This is a genomic window from Rickettsia endosymbiont of Ixodes pacificus (assembly GCF_000965155.1).
Taxonomy (GTDB): Bacteria; Pseudomonadota; Alphaproteobacteria; order Rickettsiales; family Rickettsiaceae; genus Rickettsia; species Rickettsia tamurae.
In genome coordinates, this window is record NZ_LAOP01000001.1 from 692,502 (window position 1) to 716,082 (window position 23,581).

Below are 23,581 nucleotides of genomic sequence, written 5' to 3' on the forward strand. Positions count from 1 at the left end.
CATCTAAATTACCTCTAGAAGCGAAGTTTGAAAAGATGTCTAATGATTTGGAAAAAGTGGCAAGTGATTTAGTAATCGCTAAAACTAGAAATAGCGGGCAGTCTTGTATTTCACCTAATAGGATATTTATAGAAGAATCTATATATGAAAAATTTATAGAAATTCTAAAAGCTAAATTTACTAAGCTTAAAGCCCCGGGGACGGATTTGATAAGACATCAGATGTAGGTCCATTAATTAATCACGCTGCTATAGAAAAAATACAAAAGCTACTCATTGATGCACAAAATAAAGGAGCTAAATTAATTTGTGGCGGTAAAGCTGTTGATAATTTTATTGAGCCTACTATTATTATTGACTGTTTGGATAATATGGATATCTTTAGAACAGAAATATTTGGCCCGGTAGTTGCTTGTTATAAATTTAAAGATTTGGATGAAGTAATAGAACGTGCCAATAATACAGAATACGGTTTGCAAGGATATGTATATTCAAATAATATATCCGTGGCACAAATGATAGCCGGTAAGCTTGATTTTGGTATGGTATCGATTAACGACCTGTTACCTGCAAATGCAAAAGCACCTTTTGCAGGACGTAAAGCTTCAGGTTTTGGAGTTGAAGGCTCATTTGAAGGGATATTTGAATATCTAAATACGAAATATATAAATTTACAGAATTAAGAATGCCCGCATGGTTCCTTTTATGTCATTCCTGCGAAAGCAGGAATCTAGTAAAGAATATAAAAAATTATTTTATATGCTTATTTTATAAAATATATAATTCTTTGTAGCAGTATTAAGATTATTTTTTCTGGATTCCCGCTTTCGCAGGAATGACATAGAAAATATAATAATCTAAGTAATAAATAGTAAAAATTATGCCGGTTCTTGTAGATAATATTGAAGTACAAATTGAAAAAATTTATGAAGTATTTGATTTAATAGATAATGAAGGAGCTGATCCTTGGTTATGGGCAGTATCTGATTGTCTTGCTGGACTATTAGATCAATATAAAGAATCGTTATCAATTGAATATGTTTATCCTTTGATGCAACTAATTAAAAGGTTTGAAGAGAAAAATACTATAATACCCAAAATGCTTAATAATGCTTTAAGCAATATTAATCTTTGAAGATGGATGTAAATCTGAAGAATCAGAACTAATAGAAGATATAATTAATAGTTTAAATACCCTTGACATGTTAGGAGTACATGCATAGTAATCTTCCAAAAATCTCAATAGTTTTACCGGTTTATAATAGAGAGAAGCTATTACCTTTTGCTATTGAGAGCTGCCTTAATCAAAGCTTTAAAGATTTTGAGCTTATTATTATTGATGATTGCTCAAAAGATAATAGTGTTATAGTAGCTAGGAAATATGCAGAGCAGGATTCACGTATTAAGGTAATAGTAAATGAGACCAATAAAAGATTACCGGCAAGTCTTAATATTGCTTTTAAAGAGGCTAAGGGGGAGTATTTTACTTGGACTTCAGATGATAATCTTTTCCATGAAAATGCTTTAGAAAAAATGGTTAAGACACTTGATAATTCACCTGAGATAGGGCTTGTATATACTGATTATACTTTAATCGATGAGCAAGGTAGTATAGGTGCAAGACTTTATCAAGAACCGCCTGAGTTTTTACCGATTAGAGATTGCGTCGGTGCATGTTTCTTATATAGAGTTGATTTAGCAAGGCAGGTAGGTGGATATAATGAAAATATACAGTTAGTGGATGATTATGAATATTGGCTTCGTTTTGGACTTGTTACGAAATTTGCTCATATACCGGAATCTTTATATTTCTACCGAGTACATGATCAAAGCTTAACAATAGAGCGTAAAGTAGAAGCAAAACAGGCAAAAAGAGCTTTGAAAGAATTATTTAAAGATAAATATATTATTCCTGCTGAGATTAAACCTATAAATGATTTATATAATTGGTTTATTGAAGATAGAAATTTAATCTCTTATTTTAGGTTATTTAAAATAATTATTTGTAGTCCGATAATTACTATTTCTTATATTATTAAAAATCTGAGAAGAATTAGATGACAGTGGTGGAATTGATCCATGCAACAAGGCCAACAGTGTCACCTAGTTCCTTGATCACGGGGTCTAGTCTTTTTAAATTTTTTTATGGATACCGTGGTCAAGCCACGGTATGACAGGTACAATGCAAAATCAAGATTTCATACATACATTAAATCCAGAGCAACAAAAAGCAGTTCTTCACACTGAAGGACCGCTTTTATTGCTTGCAGGTGCAGGGACAGGTAAAACAAAGGTACTTACCTCAAGAATAGCTAATATTATTCACCAAAATTTAGCCTCACCTCAAAATATTCTAGCCGTTACTTTTACTAATAAAGCTGCTAAAGAAATGGCTGAAAGAGTTAATAGTCTAATTAATTGCTATGGTCTTAATATAGGCACTTTCCACTCAATGGCAGCTAGGATATTACGTGACCAGATTGAGCATTTAAATCTTGGTTTAAATAATAGATTTACTATTATTAGTCATGATGATCAATTAAAACTAGTTAAAGATATAGTAAAGCTAAAAGATATTGATACTAAAAAATATGCTCCTAAATTAATACATATCATAATTTCGAGATGGAAAGATCAAGGATTATTACCAAGTAAACTATCAGCATCAGATACTAATTTACCGCTGCAGCGGGTGGCAAAACTTGTATACGAAGAATATCAGAAAAATTTACTTATTTCTAATGTTTTAGATTTTGGAGATTTGCTACTTTATAATAATGAGCTTTTTATTAAAAATCCCAAAATACTAAGATATTACCAAGAAAAATATCGATATATTTTAATCGATGAATATCAAGACACTAACGTTGTCCAGTATTTATGGGCAAGAATGCTCGCAAGTTTATATAAAAATATCTGCTGTGTAGGGGATGATGATCAATCTATTTATGGTTGGCGAGGAGCAGAAGTCGGGAATATATTACGTTTTGAAAAAGATTTTGCAGGTGCAACAATTATTAAATTAGAGCAGAATTATAGATCAACTTTGCCAATACTTGCTGCTGCTTCCAATGTTATCAATAATAATAAGAACCGTCACGGTAAAACGTTATGGACGGATAGGGAAAGCGGTGAAAAGATAAAAATTATTTCTTGTTGGAGTGATAAAGAAGAAGCAAGATATATAGCCGGCGAAATAGATAAGTTAGTGAGAGAAGACCGATATAATGCAGGTAATATCGCTATATTAGTGCGGGCAGGTTTCCAAACTAGAAGTTTTGAAGAGGCTTTTATAAATAGTGCTATGCCTTATAAAATTATAGGCGGTTTGCGGTTCTATGAACGTATGGAAATAAGAGATGTGCTTGCTTATATCCGTATATCTTTGAATCAAAATGACAATCTAGCACTTGAGCGTATTATAAATGTGCCGAAAAGGGCAATAGGTGCAGCTAGCTTAAATAAAATTAGAGTTTATGCACTTGAGCGAAATATTTCTAATTTCGCAGCCATTAAAGAAATGCTAGAAATAGGTGAGATTAAAGCAAAATCATATGATTCTCTAAAAGATTTGGTTACTAAAATCGATAATTGGTACGAAAGATTTAGTATAGATGCTCCAATAAACGTGGTTAAAGCAATACTTGATGATTCCGGTTATCTTGAAATGCTTCAAGAAGAAAAAACCGAAGAAGCATTAGGTAGAATCGAAAATATTAACGAAATGCTTAGAGCTATTGCCGAATTTAACGATATTCATGATTTTATCGAACATTCAAGCTTAGTTATGGAAAATGAAGTGCTTGAAACCAATTACGGTGGCTCTGTTACTATAATGACACTGCACGCAGCTAAAGGGCTTGAGTTTGACGTAGTGTTTTTACCGGGATGGGAAGAGGGGGTATTTCCGTCTCAAAGATCTCTAGACGAAGACGGTGAAAAAGGCTTAGAAGAAGAACGCCGCATTGCTTATGTCGGCATTACGAGAGCCAAAAAAGACCTATACATTACCCATGCGGAAAACCGAAAAATATTTTATGAAATAGTCCGTTCTTACCCTTCAAGGTTCATAACCGAAATCCCTGATGAAATTACGATCAGGACCTCTTCTATGAAAAAATACACTTCTTTTTATAAGTTTTAATTAATTTTCATTCATAAATTTTAAAATGGTTTGCATTCTTTAACTAATTATTATCTAATTTAATTAATAATAATTAATATAGGAAGTAATTATGTCTAAAGAAGCTACGACAGAAAATAAGAGTAATCAGGAAAAAGCCGAAGAATTGATTAATAAATCACGAGATGATTTGAAACAAATGCAAGGTTATATAGTAGGAGAGCTAGTCAAGATAGGGCAGGCAAGTGAGAACAAGAAAATAGATGTGAATGATGTTAGAGTAAAAGACGCAGTTAATTCTTTAATATATTCTGAACCTGATAATAATAAAGACCCAACAGTAGTTGTAAAGCCAGTCTTAAGTATAAATGCAACTACACAAGATATTCAAAAAAATATTTCCAAATTTATTAAAAACAATCTCAAATATACAAACTACTTTGATAAGCTACAAGAAGAAATTAAAGCATTACCTAAAAAATAGAAAACCAGTATTCTACGCAAGAAGGTATTGATATTGCCGTAATAAAACGACTCAAAGACAAAGTAGTTCTTCCGGCAGTAGATCTTGCAAAATTAGATAATGGTAAACTTACTTTTTTCCCTAGCAATGAAAGAGAAGTAATATATGAGAAAATAGGGCAAAGTATAGAAATACCTTCTAATTTAGTTACACCGTTATTACGTGATAGAAAATTGTTAGATCCTCTAAGGAATACAATTATGAAACATGCGCGAACGTGTTTTGGTGAAAAAACTCAATCGGCTGAAGAAATATGTTTAATAGATATAAATAAATTAGAATCAAAAGAAAATATCGATAAATTTAATAAATTAGTCAATCAAGATATGCAGGCTTTTTCAGCAATTCAAGAAAACCTGGAAGAAATGAAAGAACAAGGTAGTAGCATTATTGCAAATTTTGCTCCATTACTCGAGAGCAGCAATCATGCACTTGTTAACGGTGCTAAAAGAGTATTGGCAGAGCTAAATCCTGGATATTTACGGAAGAAAGTATAGCATTAGAATTACAAAGAGTAGCCAAACCTAAGCTATGACAAAGAATAGTAAGTGCTATTACCGGTACAGATTATGCTCAAAAAAATATAGATAAAGCAGTCGCTAACTTTGAAAAAAGTAATAGTTTGTATATAGATATGAAAAATTTGTCGGAAGAACTACAAAGAGAAAAACAAGCACCAAATAAAGGAAACAATATTGTAACAGAAGTAAAAGAGCTAAAACAAGTAGCAACCCAAAGCTATAAGTCTTCTATATCAACCCCTATATCTCATGTTGAAAACCTTAATAAAAGTAGAGAGAGTAGGCAACAGTCAGGGCATAGTAAGTAGTGATTTATATGATAATATAGTTGCAAATTTTTAAGAAGTTTGATAATTTAGTTCATTATATCAAATAACTTAATAATGAGTATTATATGGTAGAGATTATAACTAATATAGATGATACTATTGAAAAAATTAAAAAAAACGATGAAGTAACTGAGATATCGGCTGCAGTAAAAGGTAAAATAGTTGATATAAAAACGTAGATAGTAGATTAGATACTTTGAATAAAAATATTGTTACTCCCGATCCTATTCAACAATATTTACAATCTGAAGAATATATCACTAGTACGCTTGAAGTACTTGTCAGTAAAATTATTAGTGAAGTTGTAGAAAATAAAGATGTACAAAAATTAGTAGATAATCTGCATATCAATTTAGGACAAGATACAAAACTAATACCTAGTGCAGCAGATAAGCTAAAGTTTGATGTCGCAAGGGCTGAAGCAGCACTTAAGGGTTTTGTACTTCCTCTAAATAAAGGAGGACCTTTTGATGAATTATCATTTATGGGTATAGAAGATGAAGAAGAAATCTTTGCCAATCCTATAAGAGCAACTAAAGAAGCATTAATAGCCGTAAGCGGAAATTCTATACCTAAAGAGCAATATGCACAGGCTGTAAAAGATAAAGCTATAGAAATCTTAAAACAAGATCCTAAAAACACTCCGGAAAAACTTGAGAAATATGAAAAATTTATTATTCAAGGAGATAAAAACCAGAAATTTAATAAAGATAGTAAGCAGTTTATCCCAAGAGTAAATCAATTATCTCAAGCGGAATTTAAGGAATTACAAAAGGCAGCCACTAATATGGTGCAGCAGATTAGTAATAGATTAGAAAAAAATAATAAAATTAGTAAGCAATTAGAACAAACTATTATACTTACTAACTCATCAGGCATAAAGAATCCTGAAATAATAATAAGGGAATTAAATAAGTTAGATTCTACTTATCTAACTGAAAATAGTACTAAAATAGCTACTGAATTAAAAGATATTAATGATAGAGGCACTTCTTTATGGGGAAAATTTAAGCAGATATTTACAGGTAGAAACTATTTGGAAGAAAGATTAGGAAAAGTTGTAGATAAATATATTACTCTGAGTGATGGATATGTAGTGAAGACAATTAATGATAAAATCTTTTCAAACGCTTTAACAAATCCTGAAATTGCTGAAGGTCTAACAAAATTTTTAAATGAAAATAAAGATAAAGCAGCAACTAATCCTAAATTTAAAAATTTAATTCCTGTTACGGGTGAGCCTATTATAGTTCAACCGCAACAAGTTAATAATTTTAATTTAGCAGAATTAAGAAAAATCAATCCAATAGCTTTGATAAAACCATATTTGAAGATTTAATAAAACTAAGAAGCTCTAATATAAAACCCCCGCAAACTACTCCTAATACTTCTACTAAAAATCAAGAAGCAGTACGAAGAAGGGGTTAAATTTTAATATAACTTCATCATTGTGAGGAGGCTTTGTTACATTGCTTCTATGTCATTCCTGCGAGGCATTGTTGTATGGACACCGAGTCGTCATTGCGAGCGACTAAAAGGAGCGTGGCAATCCAGTAAAAAATTCTGTAAATCAGAATTTTTTAATTATTTTTCTAGATTGCCGCGTCGCTTCGCTCCTCGCAATGACGACTCGGTATCCATGCAACAATGCCTCGCAGGAATGACATCAGAACATAAAGATTTAGGTGAGATGCTTAAATACTCCTCTTTCCATAGCTCGTTATAAAGAATAGGGGCGATATTACCGCCTGAGATTAGTACTAGTAGTTTTTGAGGTTTGGATTGTGTTTTTAAAAAATTTATTACTGAAACCATATTTATACTACTTGACGGCTCGCATATAACTTTAAGTAAATGAGTAAGCCACGCCGTCCAGTAATATATTTCATATTCTTCTGCTAAATAAAAATGATCTAGCTTTTTCAGATATTCAAATGTACGAGCCGATACGTTCAAGGTTTTAAGACCGTCCGCAATAGTATTCGGAGCATAGTTAAATCTATATATTTTATTATCTTTAACAGATAAATAAGCATCATTGGCATTTAAAGGTTCTGAACCTATTAACAAGCTTGTCGGTGATATTAATTCCTTGGCAAGATATGAGCCGGAAATTAAACCGCCGCCGCCGCAAGAGGCAAAAATAGCATCAGGACTAAAGCCTAGCTGCTGTAATGCTTCATAGCATAACGTGCCTGCTCCTGCTATTGTAGAATCACTATCGGAAGGATGCATATAGTAAAATCCTTGCTTTTCATCTTCTTTTGCTTTTTCTTCCGCTTCTTGTCGAGTATCTGTATATATAACTTCACCGCCGTAATAAAGAGCTGCTTGCTGTTTTACTTTTGAAGTATTTAACGGTAAATAAATCCTTGTTTTAATACCGAATAATTTACTTGCATAAGCAAGACCAATCCCATGGTTACCCGTACTATAACCGACTATTTTATCAGGTAATTTCCCTTGCTCTTTTAATTCTAATAAATGATTTAACACTCCTCTAACTTTAAATGCACCGGTTTTTTGTAATGATTCAACCTTAAAAAAAATCTCATGACCGAGCATCTCATTTAAGCTTTCAGAGTGAACGATCGGAGTTAAATGTAGATATTGTTTTATTCTATTATGTGCGGCTGCTACATTTTGAGGAGGTTGTAGTAATAAATTCATAAATATAATTAATAATGGTAGCTTGAAATCAGGTTGATACTATATTATATAGTTAATAATTAGAAATTTTAAAAGGTTTTAATTGATGAATAAAAAATCCCTCCCATTAATGGCACTGAGAGATATGGTAGTATTCCCAGGAGTAATCGCTCCTATTTTTGTGGGTAGGCAAAAATCGCTGCAAGCACTCTCTCATACTACCATTTCCGAGGAAGATAATAATAAATATATTTTAGTAACTTTACAGAAAAAATTTGATCAAGAAAACCCTAGTAAACATGAACTTTATAACACAGCTATACTTGCTAAGATTATCCAAATAGTGAAGCTGCCTAATAATACGGCAAAAATCTTAATAGAAGCAGTAGCAAGAGTAAAGCTAAGCAATATCAAAGGCGCAGAAGCTTTTGAAGCAAATTACGAAATTATTCCGGATGAAGAAATATTTGACGTTAATAACATGCGTTCATTAGTGGATAATGCAGTACAACTATTTAGTAAATATGCGATTAATGATAAGAAAGTTAATGCGGAAATTATTGAAACTATCAATAAAGAAATAAGTAATAGCACTAATTTCATAAATATTATAAATATATTAGCTTCACATCTGATAACTTCACTTGAGGTAAAGCAGCATTTATTAGAAGAAACTAGTCCTTTTAAGCGTATCACTACGGTTATTAGTACGCTTACTTCCAATACAGTAAATTCAGAAACCGAGCAGGCATTGCAGCAAAGAGTAAGAAAGCAAATCGAAAAAACGCAGCGTGATTATTATCTGCACGAACAAATGAAAGCTATTCAAAAGGAGCTTGATGAAGATAAATCGGAACTTGCCGATATCGAGAAAAAAATTAAAAGTTTAAAATTATCTAAAGAAGCTAAAGAGAAAGCAGAATCAGAGCTTAAAAAACTCCGTAGTATGAATCAAATGTCGGCAGAGTCGGGAGTGACGCGTAATTATCTTGAGACTTTGCTAAGTTTGCCTTGGGGTAAGCATGATAATAGTAAAATAGATATTAACCAAGCCGAGAAAATTTTAAATCGTGATCATTTTGGACTCGAAAAAGTTAAAGAACGAATTATAGAATATTTAGCGGTATTACAGCGTTCAAGTAAAATTAGAGGACCTATATTATGTTTAATCGGTCCGCCAGGGGTCGGTAAAACTTCACTTGTAAAATCTATTGCTGAAGGAATGGGTAGAAAATATACTAAATTTGCTCTCGGCGGTGTTAGAGACGAAGCAGAAATCAGAGGGCATAGAAAAACTTATCTTGGATCAATGCCCGGTAAAATTTTAGGTCAACTTAAGAAAGTTAAGACTAGTAACCCTGTAATGCTACTTGATGAAATCGATAAAATGAGTTCTGATTTTAGAGGTGATCCGGTATCCGCTTTACTTGAGGTATTAGACCCTGAGCAGAATAGTCACTTTGTTGATCATTATTTAGAAGTAGAATATGATCTATCAAATGTAATATTTATTGCTACTGCTAACTCTCATGATTTACCTAGAGCTTTAAGTGATAGAATGGAAAAAATATATATTTCCGGTTATGTAGAGGAAGAAAAGCTCCAAATCGCCAAAAATTATTTAGTGCCGAAACAATTTAAAATGTATAAAATTAAGAAAGATGAAATTACTATATCCGAGACGGCAATTTTGGATTTAATTAGATATTATACCAAGGAATCAGGCGTAAGAGCTTTAGAACGTGAAATAGGGGCATTAACTAGAAAGGCATTAAAGCAAATTTTAGCAGATAAAAGTGTTAAGCATATTGCCATAGATAGTAATAATCTTGAAGAATTTTTAGGGGCTAAGAAATATAATTTCGGGCTTGCCGAGAAAGAAGATCAAATAGGAAGTACTACGGGACTTGCTTACACCGAAGTAGGCGGGGAGCTTTTAACTATAGAAGCTTTAGCATTTCCAGGGAAAGGTGAAATAAAGACCACCGGAAAACTTGGTGATGTTATGAAAGAATCGGCAATGGCTGCCTATAGTTGTTTTAGAAGCAGAGCAACAAATTTTGGATTAAAATATGACAATTATAAAGATTTTGATATTCATATTCACGTACCGGCCGGAGCTATTCCAAAAGATGGACCGTCTGCCGGCTGTGCTTTGTTTACGACTATTGTTTCGTTGATGACTAAAATACCCGTACACCGCACCGTGGCAATAACAGGCGAAATTACTTTAAGAGGAAATGTTTTACCTATCGGTGGTCTTAAAGAGAAGTTACTTGCTGCAAGTAGGGGAGGTATTAAAACCGTGTTGATTCCTGAGGAGAATGTTAAAGACTTAAAAGATATACCGCCGAATATAAAAGAAAGCCTAGAAATTATATCTGTGTCAAATATTGATCAAATACTTAAGCATGCTTTGGTAGAAACACCGATAAATAAATAGAGATTTGTTAATAGTCAAAATATCATATATTAAATTAATGCAAGCTATAGTAGGGTAATTCTTTTTGACTTTTCAATTAAAATGCGATTTTTCTTGCTTAATTCCTATAGTCAATTGATTTGAACTTGCCTATTATTATAGGCTTTCTTTCTTACGCCTGTTACTAAATTGGGTTGGACTATATTGTTGCGTGGATCAATTTCACCTCTGTCATCCCGTGGCTTGACCACGGGATCTACTGAAATTATTAGTATTTTTTATTGTTTTTATGGACCCCGTGGTCAAGCCACGGGGTGACACAGTAGCTACTACCATACGCATCAAGTTAAAGAAGAAGTTATAAGTTTGAGAGAAGCTAAGGTAGATTTTTTTGTTTTTCTGTATTTATCTTTTAAACTGTGAAGTATAGAAACACTACAAAATAATGACTATTTGTAGTAGTTAACACTGAGTGTTGAAAAAATATTGTTATACCCAATCCGTAAAATTATCAAAAATAAAGGGGTATTTCCAGGTGATAAATCGATTCAGAAAATAATCTTTTTAGCGTTGACAAATGCCTCTAAAAATAGACAATGCCTATTAAGAATTGGGCGATGGCTTTAAATCAATTTGCCATACTTTGTGATACTAATTTACAAAATTGGGCAAATGGAGAAATCATACTTACACAAAGAATCTGACAGACCCCGTTCATAGAACCATACGCATCAAGTTAAGCCATAATTGTTAATAATTTTAGTGTATTTAAGGAAGATAATCTGGTTTTACGATATTTATCTTTCAAAGAAAATTTTCTCCAATCTATAATTAATTTCTTAAGGAACTGCTCTAAATCATTAAGACGTCCAGTAATAGGCCCAATACTAAAGATCGTGCAAGGGGCGGAAAAGTTGAGGAGTTTAAACAGGAAAATTTTTTATATTTTCTTCATATATTTTTTGAGCTTCCGATAACGATAATTTTGAATAAATCTCTAGAGACTTGCGGGTTTCATGACCAGAGTATGGTTGAATAAGGGCATCGTCTATTCCTCTTTTTTTAAGCCAAGTAAATAAAAAATGACGTAATTTGTGTGGAGAAATGTTTTGTTGCATACCTGTCAAATTACTATATTTTTCTAATATCCTTCTAATTCCTCTATCAGAATATGGTTTCTTCCAACTTGACTCAAATAGGTAAGAAGTCTTATGCTCTGCGGTGCTAGTGATATACATTGCCAATGTTTCCCGAAAACTTTTTGGAAACGGTACTATTCTGTCTTTTTTTCCTTTTCCAGCAATGATTCTAATTTGACATCCATTCAAGTCAACATCAGGCTTTTTTAGCCTTACCAGCTCACTTACTCTTATACCTGTATATATTAATACTTTGATAATTATAATGTCTTGTATATTTTTACTTTTCCATATTACATCATAATACTTCTGTATTTCGTCTTCAGTTGGAACATAGGGTAATTTTTTAGGTTGGACAGTAACAGCCACTTCTAATTCTTGCCTTAAATACATAAATACAGTACGTAAGTAACCATAATCCGGTGACTCAGATCTTAGGTATTTAGCTAATTGTAGAGCTTTTTTTCTTGGTGAGGTTCTTTTATTCATATTGATGCTGCCTCTTGTGTAAAAAGAGTCTGATCAATATTAATTGCTAAGCGCTTATTTAGATCTAAACTAAAACTTCCATATGGATTAATATGTTCACTAATTAGCGGAGAAATCGCTCTTTTGTCTTCATTACTCATCCTTTCCACCCAAGATGATTCAACTAATATCTGTTGTAACATTAAAGTATTGATGTAGACCATTGATAGCTGTAATAAATGCAAACATAAAGTTGATAATTTTAGCTCTAGTGGGTTGTTACTACGGAATACTCCTGTCTTCCCATAAAATATAAAGTCATTAACACCATTCCAACGTTCTACAACATTTAAGGCACTATGTATTTCTTGTCTTAGTTCTAGAGAATTAAAATAATTACATAGAAAAATAGTTTTTACCGCTCTTCCTAACTCCCTAATAGCTTGGTATGCTTCATGTTGTACATTGCTCTTGGTAAATTTTCTGAGTAAGCATTCTGTATTAGCTATCCCTAATTTCAATGAGACAGCATGCTGTATAATATAATTATAATGTCTTTTGATTAGCCCCCAGTCAATAGGACCATACGCATCAAGTTAAGAAAAGCAAGTAGGTTATACTGGTATTACGGTAGTAAATTATGAATTAAAAAGAAGCTAATATATGGTATAAATTTTTGCAAGATTAACAACTAAATTGTGAGAATTTATCCTATGGGGAAAATAGTAAACTTAGCAAAACTATGCCAAGAGTTTTTTGGAGAGACAGCCAATAATTTATCCATTACAACAGGATTTATTAAGAGACAACGAAAAATAACTGGTTCAGCTTTTCTAAAAGCTATAGTGTTTGGTAATATGAGCGATAGTAATTGTAGTCTTGATGGAATGCGTAACTTTTTAAGTGAAGAAACTATAGATATTTCTGCCCAAGGCTTAGACTTTAGGTTTACTGAGGTAGCAGTAAAATTTATGCAGTCAATGTATGAACAATGCTTGAAATTATTTAGAAATACTATGCCGCTTGATTGCAACATTTTGCAGCAATTTAATAGCGTTAAATTATTGGATAGTAGCCATATTATTCTACCTGCCAATATGGCGGATAAGGTATAAGGGCTGATCAAGGATATAGAGAACATTTATCAAACATATCTACTAAGGACTTATTAATATCTGATTTAGGTTATTTTGTCCCAGCTTCATTTATTCAAATTATCGAACTTGGTGCATATTTTATTAGTCGTTATAAAGCAGATACTAATATATATGACCCTATCACTGAGGAAAAAATTGATTTATTAAACCTATTAGATAATAAATTCTTTTTATCAAAAGATGTACTTTTAGGTAAACAAGCAAAAGTTAAGCTACGGATTATATGTCATAAATTGACTGATGAACAGGCTATTGGTAGAAGAAGGAAGGCTAATTTATTAGCTAAGTCTCATAAATATAAATCTTCTTCAAGAAACCAGAGATTACTAGATTGGTCAATATTTATCACTAATATATCAGAGGATATGGTTAATGCTGAGCATATAATGATAATTTATCGAGCAAGATGGCAAATTGAATTATTATTTAAATTATATAAAAGTCATGCAAAAATTGAAAATCTTAAAGGGAGAAGTAAACCTGCAAGAGTTTTGTGTGAATTATATGGTAAATTATGTAGTGTGCTTATTTTTCATGGATTATCGAATTGTGTAGAATTAGCAAATGATAGAGAAATTAGTTTAACCAAAGCATTTATTGAACTACAGAAAAGGTCAAGAGAATTATTCCTGTCTATTACTGGACGTCTTAATGATTTAAAGCAGTTCCTTAAGAAATTAATTATAGATTGGGGGAGATTTTCTTTGAAAGATAAATATCGTAAAACCAGATTATCTTCCTTAAATACACTAAAATTATTAACAATTATGGCTTAACTTGATGCGTATGGTGGGTTTTACTGCTCCACGCAAGCAAGCCTTTTGCAGGAATGACAATAGGCTCTTTATCACCTTTAAGTTTTAAAAGAGTCTATCTTTCTTGATAAAGTGGGCGTAGTAAGGAGTTTAAATGAATTACGTGCAGTATCTACTACTGAACTATTTTCGGCATCTACAAATAATGCGCTAAAAGTTGCTAAATGGTTAGTCGAAGAAAAAAAAGCAAATGTTAATATGTGTAGTGATATTTTTAAGGATACTCCTTTAAATTCAGCCGCACGTCACGGAAATTATAAAGTAGCAGAATATCTAATATCAAAAGGAGCTGCAGTAAACGGGAACGATGGAGCTTGGCTAGGATCACCTTTATATGAAGCGGTAAGCACTTTAATGTAGTAAAACTATTACTTAAGAACGGAGCTGTAGTTGATCAAAGAAAATCTGGAGAAAACGCCTTTGCATGCGGTTGCTAAAAACGTTCGATGTACTTCTAAAGATATTAAGGATGATGAAATATATAAGCTGTTAGTATCATATGGTGCTGATATCAACGCAAAAGTAGAATTTAGAGGAGTAGGGTTTAGTATATATGATGGAAAAACGATATCAGAAATAGTAGAATTTAAAATAGCATTAGTCGGTGAAAGTGAAGTAATAACGGAATAATAATGATTGTTATTAAGCTTCGGTTTTTTTACTGTTACTCTGTAGCTTGACTCTATAGTGTACGAACGTTCAGGATGTCATTCTCGCATGGATTAGTTTCATCGTCATTGCGAGAAGAATTACGCAGTAATTCGACGAAGCAATCTCAGGAGTTTGTTATTATTTCATAAGATTGCCACGCAGCCTACGGCTGCTCGCAAATTGTTGCGTAGACCGGTAAAATTTACTGTGTCACCTAGTTCGCTTGACCACGGGGTCCATAAAGACAATAAAAAATACTAATATTTTTAACTGGATCCCGTGGTCAAGCCACGGGATGACAGAGGTGAAATTGATCCACGTAACAATGGGTGCTCGCAATGACGAAACAACTGCTCCATGCAAGCAAGCCTTTCGCAGGAATGACAATAAGGGATTTTTTAGAAGTTGTGTAAAACAAAACCACTTTTTTCTAAGCAATGTCTATTTATCGACACGGTAGTTATTGACAAGTTTAGGAAAAAGTTTTATATTTTTCACAAGTTTAAAAAAAGTTAATAGTGTATGTCTAAAGCGAAAGCAAAAACAGCTTCCAAAAATAACCCGACTTCTAGGGAACAGGCTAAAGAATATTTTCATAACGGTCAGAAAATCAAACCGGTAAAGCTTATTGCTGCTCAAAATTCTTTTCTAGCTGCCGAATATGAATCTTCCGGAGATTTAGTCGTAGGAAGTAACGGTCAACCATTACCTTGGGGACTAGTTAAAAGCTTATCCTAATTACTTATAAACAATATATCTTCTACATAATCGGGGGCATAGCTCAGGGGTAGAGCATCTGTTTTGCACGCAGAGGGTCAAGGGTTCGATTCCCTTTGCCTCCACCAGTTCCGACAAGGGTTTCAAGGCTTTTTGAAATTTAGTAAAAACTTTGAATGTTCCTTTTGTTTTAATTTTCGATCCATGTCTTGCTAAAAAAATATTCTGTCTACTATTGGTTATGGGAAGTATTTACAACAGCAGAATCTAGGCAAAAACAATAATCTACATACTCAAAAGCTTAGGTTACTAAAAGCTCAAGCAGATAAGGCAGAGCTAGAAGTAGCCATATTAGAGGGTAAATATTTAGCAATATCGGAAATAGAGCTTACTTGGTCAAATTTGTTGCTAGCGTTTAGAGCAAGGATGCTCTAGGGCTTCCAAATAATCTAGCAAGGCAAATAATAGCTCTTGATAATGATTTTGCGGCAGTATCTAATTTACTTGAGAAAGAAATACACGCAGCTTTGCTAGAACTCAGTAATTATAGCGGTGAAGAGAATAATAAATTATTAAAATATTAAATACAACTTATTGACTTATTAATATTATTTTCTTATAAATTAACAAAAAAATGAGCAATATACTTTTACAAATCATTATCAAGATAAAATGAGTTTCCAAGATATAAATACGTTAGCAAAAATAGCTAATCTACCTCATAAAGAATTTGCTAAAATTTTATCTAATAATTATACGCTAGAAGAAATCAACCACTTTCATCTGAAAGATGAAAGTTTGTTTTATAGCGACTAGAAGTCGCATATGAAGCTAAAGCTTATGCGACCCGTATGTGCAAAATCATGTCTGGCTCATGTGTACCAATATGCCTATTAATCATATAATCGTTACATTACCACTATTAGACCTACAGTAACTTCCTTGCACACACAATGTCTACCACACTGTATAATAGCGACTATAGTAAACAGTACGTAATTTCCTGACGTATTGAACTCATGGTGCTTGTGATGCTAACGCATCATGGCGCACATGGCAAGCTAAAGCTTTTCCATCTGGAAGATGGAGGTTTTAACCACCAAAGGGACTATAAATTTAATAGAGCTTTTGAAAATGACTTTCGAGATTCAAGCAATAATATTTTTGTTTTTATTGATGAATGTCATCGTACTCAATACGGTGATTTAGCAAGTAAAATGCGAGCTATTCTCCCTAACGCTTGTTATATAGGATTTACAGGTACACCGCTTTTTAAAGAGTATAAAAATACCATAAAAAAGTTTGGTGAGTCAATTCATAAGTATACTATGAAAGATGCCTTAAAAGATAATATAATCGTACCGTTATTTTATGAGGGACGTATTGTTCAGCAACATATTAACGATGAATCATCACTTAATAAAAAGTTTGATACAATTACCAATGAATTAGATGAAGAAAAAAAGCAGCTTTAAAAAAGCAATATAGTAGAGTAAAGGTACTTACTCACACAGAAGAAACTATTAAGGCTAAAGCAGTTGATATTTTAATGCACTATTTAAAAACATTTAAAGGCACAGGTCTAAAAGGTATGTTAATAGCTCCTTCTAGATTAATTGCTGTTCGCTTTAAAGAAATTTTAGATGATATAGGTCAGGTAAATTCCGAAGTTGTTATATCTTCTACCGATGATCGAGAAGATTATGAAGATATTGAGAGCGAAAACAAAATACAGAAATTTTTAAAAAACGTGAAGACAAGATATGGACTAGAATTTAATAATAGAATTATTAAAGAATTTAAAAGTGTCGGTGATCCTGAAATTTTAATTGTAGTTTCAAAATTATTAACCGGTTTCGATGCACCGCGTAATGCTGTTGTTTATATATGCAAAGGGTTAAAAGAACATACTCTTTTACAAGCTATTGCTCGTGCAAATCGTCTATTTGAGGAAAAAGGAAAAGTTAAAGAATACGGTAATATAGCTAGACCATAGTAAATAGGTACATACTATGCTAATATATATGTTATAAATGATAATAAATAAATTATGGCAAGCAGTTACAGTTACGATTTAAGAATGAAACTATTCAAAGCTCTAGATGATGGGCTCTCAATTGTTAAAGCATGTAAAATATTCAATATAGGTCGTAACACTATATATAGATGGAAAACTCTTAAATGGGAAACAGGAGATATAAAAGCAAAACCTTATGGTCCAGCAAAGGGTTATAATGCAAAAATAAATCTCAAAGAATTTGAAGAATTAATTATCAATAATCATGATAAAACAGCTAAAGAATTAAGTATTATACTAGGTAATAGATTACAAAGAACTAGAATAAATTACTATAGAAAACTACTAGGGTACACTTATAAAAAAAAGTCATCTTCATCCCAGAAGGGATATTGGTTTAAGGAATGAATTTATAGAAAAGATACAGCAAATTTCTAAAGAAACTCTAGTATTCATTGATGAGTCAGGAATAGAAGATAATGCTTGTAGAGAATATGGATGGAGTATAAAAGGTACTAGATGTTATGGAAACAAAGTGTATCAACATAAATCCAGGATCAGTATGATAGCGGGGCTTCGTAATAATCAAATTATAGCGCCAGTAATATTTGAAGGAAATTGTAATAAAGAAATATTTACAACCTATGTAGAGACTATATTAACTAAAGAATTACATCCTGGACAAACAGTAATTATGGATAATATCAACTTCCATAAGAATAATATAATAAGAGAATTAATCGAGTCGGTTGGGTGCAGAATTTTATTCTTACCTACATATAGCCCAGACTTAAATCCTATAGAACATTATTGGTTTAAGATTAAGAACGAAATAAGAAAAGTTACGGGGCAATTCAAGATATCAGTATGGCTGTAGAACACGTACTAAAGTTTATTTAACTGTACCTAGTCTCTTACTACCAAAACTGATATATCTGAATGACGGACGATTTTAGAAGCATTAGGTCCAAGCATATAATCTTTTAATTGTAGTCTGACTGCAGAGATTATTATTAAATCGGCTTTAATTTCATTAGAGTGCTTAATTATTTCATCATAAACGGCACCGCTACCTATATAATAATCTGTTTCAATTTCATCGGAAATATATTGTTTGATAAGCTCTTTAATTTGAGCTTTATACTTTTCTTTTTTCTCCGTTCTCCAATTTTTAGGTAAATAATCTTCAAACATTTTCGTACCGAATTCAGGAATTACATACATAAAATGTAATTTTGCTTGAAAGTTCGTCGCAAGCATTAAACCCTTAGAAAGAATACCTTTTATAGATTTTTTATCATTTAAATCTATAGGTATAAGTATATTTTTAAATATAGTATTTTCAGACATAAGATATTGTTAGTTTTTGTTTCTTACTGAATCATGTTTTGGTAGAACAAAATTTTTAGTATCGGCGAAATAGTTAATGTCGAGGTTATTTAATAAGTAATTAGAAAGTTTAAAATTTGCTACGTTTCTATGAAAAGCTCCGATAAATTTATCTAAAATATCACGATTCGCCTCATCTCTAGTTACTAGGATTGCCGATACTTTTACGGTAGTTTGATCATCGGTAATCCCTGGATATAAGCCTTTGTGAAGTATAGCTTTATGAAAAGCTCTATTTTGTTTTATTAATTCTGCTATTTTATCATTTTCAATTGAAACGAAATCAACTTCACACTTATTAGCTATTAAATTTACTAAGGGGTTAGAGTGTCCAACCATCATTATTATAGCATCTATTTCCTTATTACAGAATTTATCAATAGAATCTTCATAATTAATGTGTAGCTCTTCAGGTTCCTTAGAAAATTTATATAAAGAACGTACGGCATCATAAGTAATATTACTACTGGAAAATGCCGGACCGTTAGTTATTTTTTTTCCGTCAATATCAACAAAAACTTTTATTTTATCCTCATCTTTTACAATAACCGTAAAAAACTCATCATGTAGATTAAGCACCTGACGTAAATTTTGCATTTTTTCTTGATCGTGATAATAACCTATGCCCTCATATGCTTCTACTGCAATATTAGCTTGCACTAAGGCTAAATCAATTTTGCCTTGCTGTAATAATTTTAAATTTTCTATACTGCTGTTTGTTGCAACAACTTCACATTTAATATGTTCATTATTTTTATCATCATTTGTAATAGTCTTGCATAAATCAAGTCCAATAGCATAATATCCTTTTAAAATAGAGCCGGTACCGATTTTAATGACTTTTGGAGCAGCATAAATATTACTGCAAATAAGAAATATGCTAATAATGGTAGTTAGTTTAAAATTGTTCATAAAACTAATTTGGATTATTTCCGGTGTTTTGGTCTTCTTTATGTTCACCAAGTTTTAGTTCTAATAAATTAATAGAACCGATATTTATTCCTTTGTCTGAAAACTCAATATCAAACTTAGCTTTTTCTATATTATTGTAAGCCGAATTTACATCATTTTGATCTATATTTAATTGCTCGTCGGAAGCTTTATTAATTGCTTTAGCAATAATTATTTTCTTAGAAAAAATAATATTATTCGGTAATAATTTATCAACTATGGAATTATAATTTTCCAGCTCAAAATATAGTTTTCCTTCTGGTAATTTATTGGCAAAGAATTGTAAAGCACCGTTTAAATTAACTTTAGAATCATTATCACAAGTAAAAATAAATCTTTCTATATTAAAATTTTGTAAAATAGCTGAATCTTCTCCGTCTTCAGCAAATTTTAAAGAAGCAGCAATATCTAAATTAGCATTTTTAAAATTCAAAATATCTTTTTCTGAATAATAATTGATATTTAAAAATAAGGATATATTTTCCTCACTTGCTAAATTCTGTTTTCTTATAAGAAATGCTAAATCATTAATTTTAAAGATTTCTTGATTATCTTTAAATATCGATAATGCTTTATTATTTAACTGAATTGATTTTAATATTTCTTTTAAATTATCATCTTTTGATATTTTATATAAAGGTTTATTAAATTTTCCTATACCCTTTATGTCATCATCGCTGCGTACATCATGGGTAAATGTTTTGTCGCCGTAATTATCGACTTCTCTAATAAAAGGACCGAAATTAAGAGCGGCTCTTTTAGTACTAAAAGCTATATTTAGGACAATATTTTCGCTAGTAAATTCTTTAGAATTTACATGATCAATTAATTTTACTTTAGGATCCGTTACGGTAATTTTCCAATTAAAAGGATAGCCTGAAAACTTAACCGCATTATAAGATATTTTAAGATTATCGGATTCAGAATTCTTAATTAAACTTACAACGTTATTTTTTATAGTATATGCAGTTGCAAACCATATTATAGTAAAGGCTAAAAACACAAAAAGAAGTATTTTACGTATCACTTTTTTAATCCATTATAATTTTATATTACGAGTAGCAGAAGGAAGGCGTACTTTTATGCCGTCTAATTCTTCGGTTAAAATAATTTGACATCCCAATCTAGAAGTATCGGTAAGACCGAAGGCTAAGTCAAGCATATCTTCCTCTGCTTCCGTAGGTTTTTTTAATTTGTTGTAAAATTCTTCTTCTAAAATAACGTGACAAGTAGCACAAGCAAGCGATCCTTCACAAGCTCCCTCAAGGTCTAGATCGTTACTATGGGCAATTTCTAAAATAGAAAGCCCTATCGGTACTTCTACTGTTTTTTCTTCTCCATCATTTATAATAAATGTTACTTTTATTTTTCCTGACATTCTTCTTATTTTTCCTTATCTAAATTAGTTCGATTATATATAACTGAGGCTATTTAATTTGATTGATATTTTTGCCTTTTAGCAAATCATTAATTATTATATTAAACTTTGTATTCATAGATTTTTTTATTTTGGATTTAAACTCTTTAATAGAATTATTAATTAAGATCCGATCTCTAGCGTGTGCGGCTTCTTTTATATTATCTAATAAAGAATTAATTATAGATATCTCACTTTCCGATAATAAAGCTGTTAATTCCGCTATAGCACGTTCTATGCTAAAGATTAAAGCCTCTGCTTCAATTACTGCTTCTTGTAATAATCTTGTAGTATAATCTATTTTAGCATTTTTATAAGCGTTTTCTAACATAATATCAATCTCCGTTTTATCAATACCGTGATTTGGCTTTACTTCTATAGTATGTGATGTATTGCTGATTTTCTCATAAGCAGAAACGGATAATATACCGTCTGAGTCAATAGCAAAAGTAACTTCGGCTCTAATATTCCCTGCTTTCATAGGAGGTAATCCTTTTAACTCAAATCGAGCCAAGCTACGGCAATCTACAGCCATTTCACGTTCACCTTGCAATATATGAAATTGTATACCGGTTTGATTATCGGCATAAGTCGTAAATTCTTTTACTACCGAAATAGGAATCGGAGTATTACGCATGATGATTTTTTCAACTATACCGCCATATAATTCCATGCCCAGCGATAAAGGTACTACATCAATCAATAATGAATTTGTATGGGGTGCTATTAAATTTTCTGCTTGTAATGCAGCCCCCCATACAACTGCTTTATCAGGATCGATATCTGATAGAATATCTACTTTAAATGCTTTATATAATTCATCTTTTATTAAAGGAATGCGGGTTGCACCTCCTACTAAAATAACTCCGTCTATATTTGGATTTCCTGCTTGTTCTAAACACTCTTGAGCTATATTGATAGTACGTTCTACTAAAGGTAAAATTAATTGTTCTAATGTTTGCTTATTAATTGATATATTATCATTATTAAAACTATCTTTATATGTTAAAGTTTCTTTTGCTTTTTTTGCAAGTTGTAAAGTATCTATAGAATTAGGTAAATCAAATTTATTACAAAGATATTGTGTAATTACTACATCTATATCGTCGCCACCAAGCATATTATCGCCATTTGTTGCTATAACTTGAAAAATACCTTCTTGTATATTAAGAATAGATACATCAAAAGTGCCGCCGCCTAGGTCATATACTAAATAACAGCCTTTTTGATTTTTGTTTAAGCCGTAAGCATAGGCAGCTGCCGTCGGTTCTGCAATTAGCCTTAATACTTCAAAGCCTGCTATTTTAGCTGCAAGCATTACTTCGCCTCTTGCTGCATCGTTAAAATGTGCAGGTACTGTTATTACTGCTTTAATTATATTAGTCTTTAATTGTTCTTCTGCTTGATTTTTTAGGTAAATAAAAACTTCTGCTGCAATTTCAGAAATCCGTATTCTTCTATTGGCAAAATTTAGCTTAAGCTCACTACTATTTATATCTAGATAATCTTTAACTAACGAAAAAAGTGCCGGAGTGTTTAAAATTTCTTTTAATGTTTTACCAAATAGTCTTTTAATAGAACGCAGTCCTTTATTATTACCTATTATAAAATCTTCGTTTGTAAAATCTATAGTAGTTGGGATTAATTCTTTATCATCTATAGATTTAATAACTTTAACTTGTCTATTGCTAGAGATAGCTATTAATGAGTTAGTAGTACCAAAATCGATACCGACTGCTATTTGCCGTTCTTGCTTAAAATCAGCTTGCTCCGGTTCCCTAATTTCTATTATTTGCATGATTTTATTTTTTCTTGCAGTTTATGCAGCAATGTCCCAATATATTTAAGCTTGCTAGTTTTTATAGTTGCGTCTGATAGATTTTGTTCTTCAAAAGCTTGTTTTAAAGAATCAATCTCAAGCTTTTTCATTAATTCATATTTGTCTTTTATTTTTTCTAAATCACTAAATAAGATAGTATTTTCAATTATTTCCATTTCATCCCAGAATATGCTTAATTTTAGCTGCGAAAGTAATTTGCGTGTTTTTTCGTCATTCAAATTTATATTTTGCAAAAGCAGCATATATTCAGCACGCTTTAAGGCATCTTTAAGAGTAGAATAAGCATTATTTAATTCAGCCGCAGTAATTAGATTTTGTTTCTTTTCCTGCAAAGTTTTTGCTTTATCGGGATGATATTTTACCTGCATAGCAAAATATTGCTTTTCTAATATCTTTAAATCAATATTATACTCTTGCGGAAGCCCTAGTAATTGAAAATAATTTTGCACTTTTA

The 23,581-nt window shown here is 31.6% G+C and carries 20 protein-coding genes, 1 tRNA gene and 6 pseudogenes; 18 read left to right on the top strand and 9 right to left on the bottom strand.

Features of this window, described 5'->3' with window-relative positions; all coding sequences use genetic code 11:
* Nucleotides 1-41 precede the first annotated feature (41 nt).
* From REIP_RS03725 to REIP_RS10865, 8 genes and pseudogenes are all read left to right on the top strand, one after another.
* Nucleotides 42-682: pseudogene (locus REIP_RS03725) on the top strand (aldehyde dehydrogenase family protein); the annotation flags it as partial.
* A 197-nt stretch (nucleotides 683-879) separates the two neighbouring features.
* Nucleotides 880-1,222: pseudogene (locus tag REIP_RS03730) on the top strand (hypothetical protein).
* Nucleotides 1,215-2,060, top strand: coding sequence for a glycosyltransferase (locus tag REIP_RS03735; protein WP_023507855.1), 846 nt, complete (start codon nucleotides 1,215-1,217; stop codon nucleotides 2,058-2,060). The pseudogene REIP_RS03730 and the gene REIP_RS03735 overlap by 8 nt, the downstream one beginning before the upstream one ends.
* Before the next feature lie 109 nt (nucleotides 2,061-2,169).
* Nucleotides 2,170-4,143, top strand: coding sequence for a DNA helicase PcrA (gene pcrA, locus REIP_RS03740; RefSeq protein ID WP_023507856.1), 1,974 nt, complete (start codon nucleotides 2,170-2,172; stop codon nucleotides 4,141-4,143).
* A gap of 91 nt (nucleotides 4,144-4,234) precedes the next feature.
* Nucleotides 4,235-4,606, top strand: coding sequence for a hypothetical protein (locus REIP_RS03745; RefSeq protein WP_045803865.1), 372 nt, complete (start codon nucleotides 4,235-4,237; stop codon nucleotides 4,604-4,606).
* Nucleotides 4,607-4,845: 239 nt separating this feature from the next.
* Entirely contained in the window at nucleotides 4,846-5,142 is a 297-nt protein-coding gene (locus REIP_RS11620) for a hypothetical protein (RefSeq protein WP_197069234.1), read from the top strand.
* Nucleotides 5,143-5,279: 137 nt separating this feature from the next.
* Nucleotides 5,280-5,474 (top strand): hypothetical protein, encoded by a 195-nt coding sequence (locus REIP_RS03755; protein WP_231569210.1) that lies wholly within the window; start codon nucleotides 5,280-5,282, stop codon nucleotides 5,472-5,474.
* Between the two features lie 86 nt (nucleotides 5,475-5,560).
* A pseudogene (locus REIP_RS10865) lies at nucleotides 5,561-6,923 on the top strand (hypothetical protein).
* A 156-nt stretch (nucleotides 6,924-7,079) separates the two neighbouring features.
* Here REIP_RS10865 and REIP_RS03765 read toward each other — a convergent pair.
* Nucleotides 7,080-8,165, bottom strand: coding sequence for a serine/threonine dehydratase (locus tag REIP_RS03765; protein WP_231569211.1), 1,086 nt, complete (start codon nucleotides 8,163-8,165; stop codon nucleotides 7,080-7,082).
* Between the two features lie 85 nt (nucleotides 8,166-8,250).
* Between REIP_RS03765 and lon the strand changes: the two genes are divergently transcribed.
* Nucleotides 8,251-10,587: an endopeptidase La gene (gene lon, locus REIP_RS03770; protein ID WP_045803866.1), complete on the top strand. Its 2,337-nt coding sequence runs from the start codon at nucleotides 8,251-8,253 to the stop codon at nucleotides 10,585-10,587.
* Nucleotides 10,588-11,489: 902 nt separating this feature from the next.
* On the opposite strand, the gene REIP_RS03775 is transcribed toward lon, so the two are convergent.
* Together REIP_RS03775 and REIP_RS03780 are read right to left on the bottom strand one after the other, a co-directional pair.
* A complete protein-coding gene (locus tag REIP_RS03775) occupies nucleotides 11,490-12,194 on the bottom strand; it encodes a tyrosine-type recombinase/integrase (RefSeq protein ID WP_045803832.1) in 705 nt (234 codons plus the stop codon).
* A complete protein-coding gene (locus tag REIP_RS03780; RefSeq protein WP_082068231.1) occupies nucleotides 12,191-12,751 on the bottom strand; it encodes a Tn3 family transposase in 561 nt (186 codons plus the stop codon). The genes REIP_RS03775 and REIP_RS03780 overlap by 4 nt, the downstream gene beginning before the upstream one ends.
* Before the next feature lie 135 nt (nucleotides 12,752-12,886).
* Here REIP_RS03780 and REIP_RS03785 point away from each other — a divergent pair.
* The 9 genes and pseudogenes from REIP_RS03785 (at nucleotide 12,887) to REIP_RS09390 (ending at nucleotide 18,430) form a co-directional block, all read left to right on the top strand.
* Nucleotides 12,887-14,106: pseudogene (locus REIP_RS03785) on the top strand (IS4 family transposase).
* A 111-nt stretch (nucleotides 14,107-14,217) separates the two neighbouring features.
* Complete coding sequence (locus tag REIP_RS09380; RefSeq protein ID WP_231569212.1) at nucleotides 14,218-14,505, top strand: ankyrin repeat domain-containing protein; 288 nt, start codon at nucleotides 14,218-14,220, stop codon at nucleotides 14,503-14,505.
* Nucleotides 14,506-14,534: 29 nt separating this feature from the next.
* A pseudogene (locus REIP_RS03795) lies at nucleotides 14,535-14,775 on the top strand (ankyrin repeat domain-containing protein); the annotation flags it as partial.
* Nucleotides 14,776-14,928: 153 nt separating this feature from the next.
* On the top strand, nucleotides 14,929-15,057 hold the full coding sequence (locus REIP_RS13170) for a hypothetical protein (protein WP_269429009.1): 129 nt from the start codon (nucleotides 14,929-14,931) through the stop codon (nucleotides 15,055-15,057).
* A gap of 261 nt (nucleotides 15,058-15,318) precedes the next feature.
* Nucleotides 15,319-15,534, top strand: coding sequence for a hypothetical protein (locus REIP_RS03800; protein WP_014412567.1), 216 nt, complete (start codon nucleotides 15,319-15,321; stop codon nucleotides 15,532-15,534).
* Between the two features lie 32 nt (nucleotides 15,535-15,566).
* Nucleotides 15,567-15,641, top strand: a tRNA-Ala gene (locus tag REIP_RS03805).
* Nucleotides 15,642-16,544: 903 nt separating this feature from the next.
* Nucleotides 16,545-16,988, top strand: a complete 444-nt coding sequence (locus REIP_RS11630) for a DEAD/DEAH box helicase family protein (protein ID WP_197069200.1) — start codon at nucleotides 16,545-16,547, stop codon at nucleotides 16,986-16,988.
* Between the two features lie 74 nt (nucleotides 16,989-17,062).
* Nucleotides 17,063-17,509: a UvrB domain 3-containing protein gene (locus REIP_RS03815; RefSeq protein ID WP_231569214.1), complete on the top strand. Its 447-nt coding sequence runs from the start codon at nucleotides 17,063-17,065 to the stop codon at nucleotides 17,507-17,509.
* 54 nt (nucleotides 17,510-17,563) lie between these two features.
* Nucleotides 17,564-18,430, top strand: a pseudogene (locus tag REIP_RS09390) (IS630 family transposase).
* 6 nt (nucleotides 18,431-18,436) lie between these two features.
* On the opposite strand, the gene REIP_RS03830 reads toward REIP_RS09390, so the two are convergent.
* The 6 genes from REIP_RS03830 to hscB are packed head-to-tail and all read right to left on the bottom strand — an operon-like array spanning nucleotide 18,437 to nucleotide 23,576.
* Nucleotides 18,437-18,880: a universal stress protein gene (locus REIP_RS03830; protein WP_045803867.1), complete on the bottom strand. Its 444-nt coding sequence runs from the start codon at nucleotides 18,878-18,880 to the stop codon at nucleotides 18,437-18,439.
* Nucleotides 18,881-18,889: 9 nt separating this feature from the next.
* Complete coding sequence (locus tag REIP_RS03835) at nucleotides 18,890-19,831, bottom strand: TAXI family TRAP transporter solute-binding subunit (protein ID WP_045803868.1); 942 nt, start codon at nucleotides 19,829-19,831, stop codon at nucleotides 18,890-18,892.
* A gap of 4 nt (nucleotides 19,832-19,835) precedes the next feature.
* Entirely contained in the window at nucleotides 19,836-20,897 is a 1,062-nt protein-coding gene (locus REIP_RS03840; protein WP_045803869.1) for a hypothetical protein, read from the bottom strand.
* Between the two features lie 12 nt (nucleotides 20,898-20,909).
* On the bottom strand, nucleotides 20,910-21,248 hold the full coding sequence (locus tag REIP_RS03845; RefSeq protein WP_045803870.1) for a ferredoxin family 2Fe-2S iron-sulfur cluster binding protein: 339 nt from the start codon (nucleotides 21,246-21,248) through the stop codon (nucleotides 20,910-20,912).
* A 49-nt stretch (nucleotides 21,249-21,297) separates the two neighbouring features.
* Nucleotides 21,298-23,085 (bottom strand): Fe-S protein assembly chaperone HscA, encoded by a 1,788-nt coding sequence (gene hscA / locus REIP_RS03850; RefSeq protein ID WP_045803871.1) that lies wholly within the window; start codon nucleotides 23,083-23,085, stop codon nucleotides 21,298-21,300.
* Entirely contained in the window at nucleotides 23,076-23,576 is a 501-nt protein-coding gene (gene hscB / locus REIP_RS03855; protein WP_045803872.1) for a Fe-S protein assembly co-chaperone HscB, read from the bottom strand. The genes hscA and hscB overlap by 10 nt, the downstream gene beginning before the upstream one ends.
* Nucleotides 23,577-23,581 lie beyond the last annotated feature (5 nt).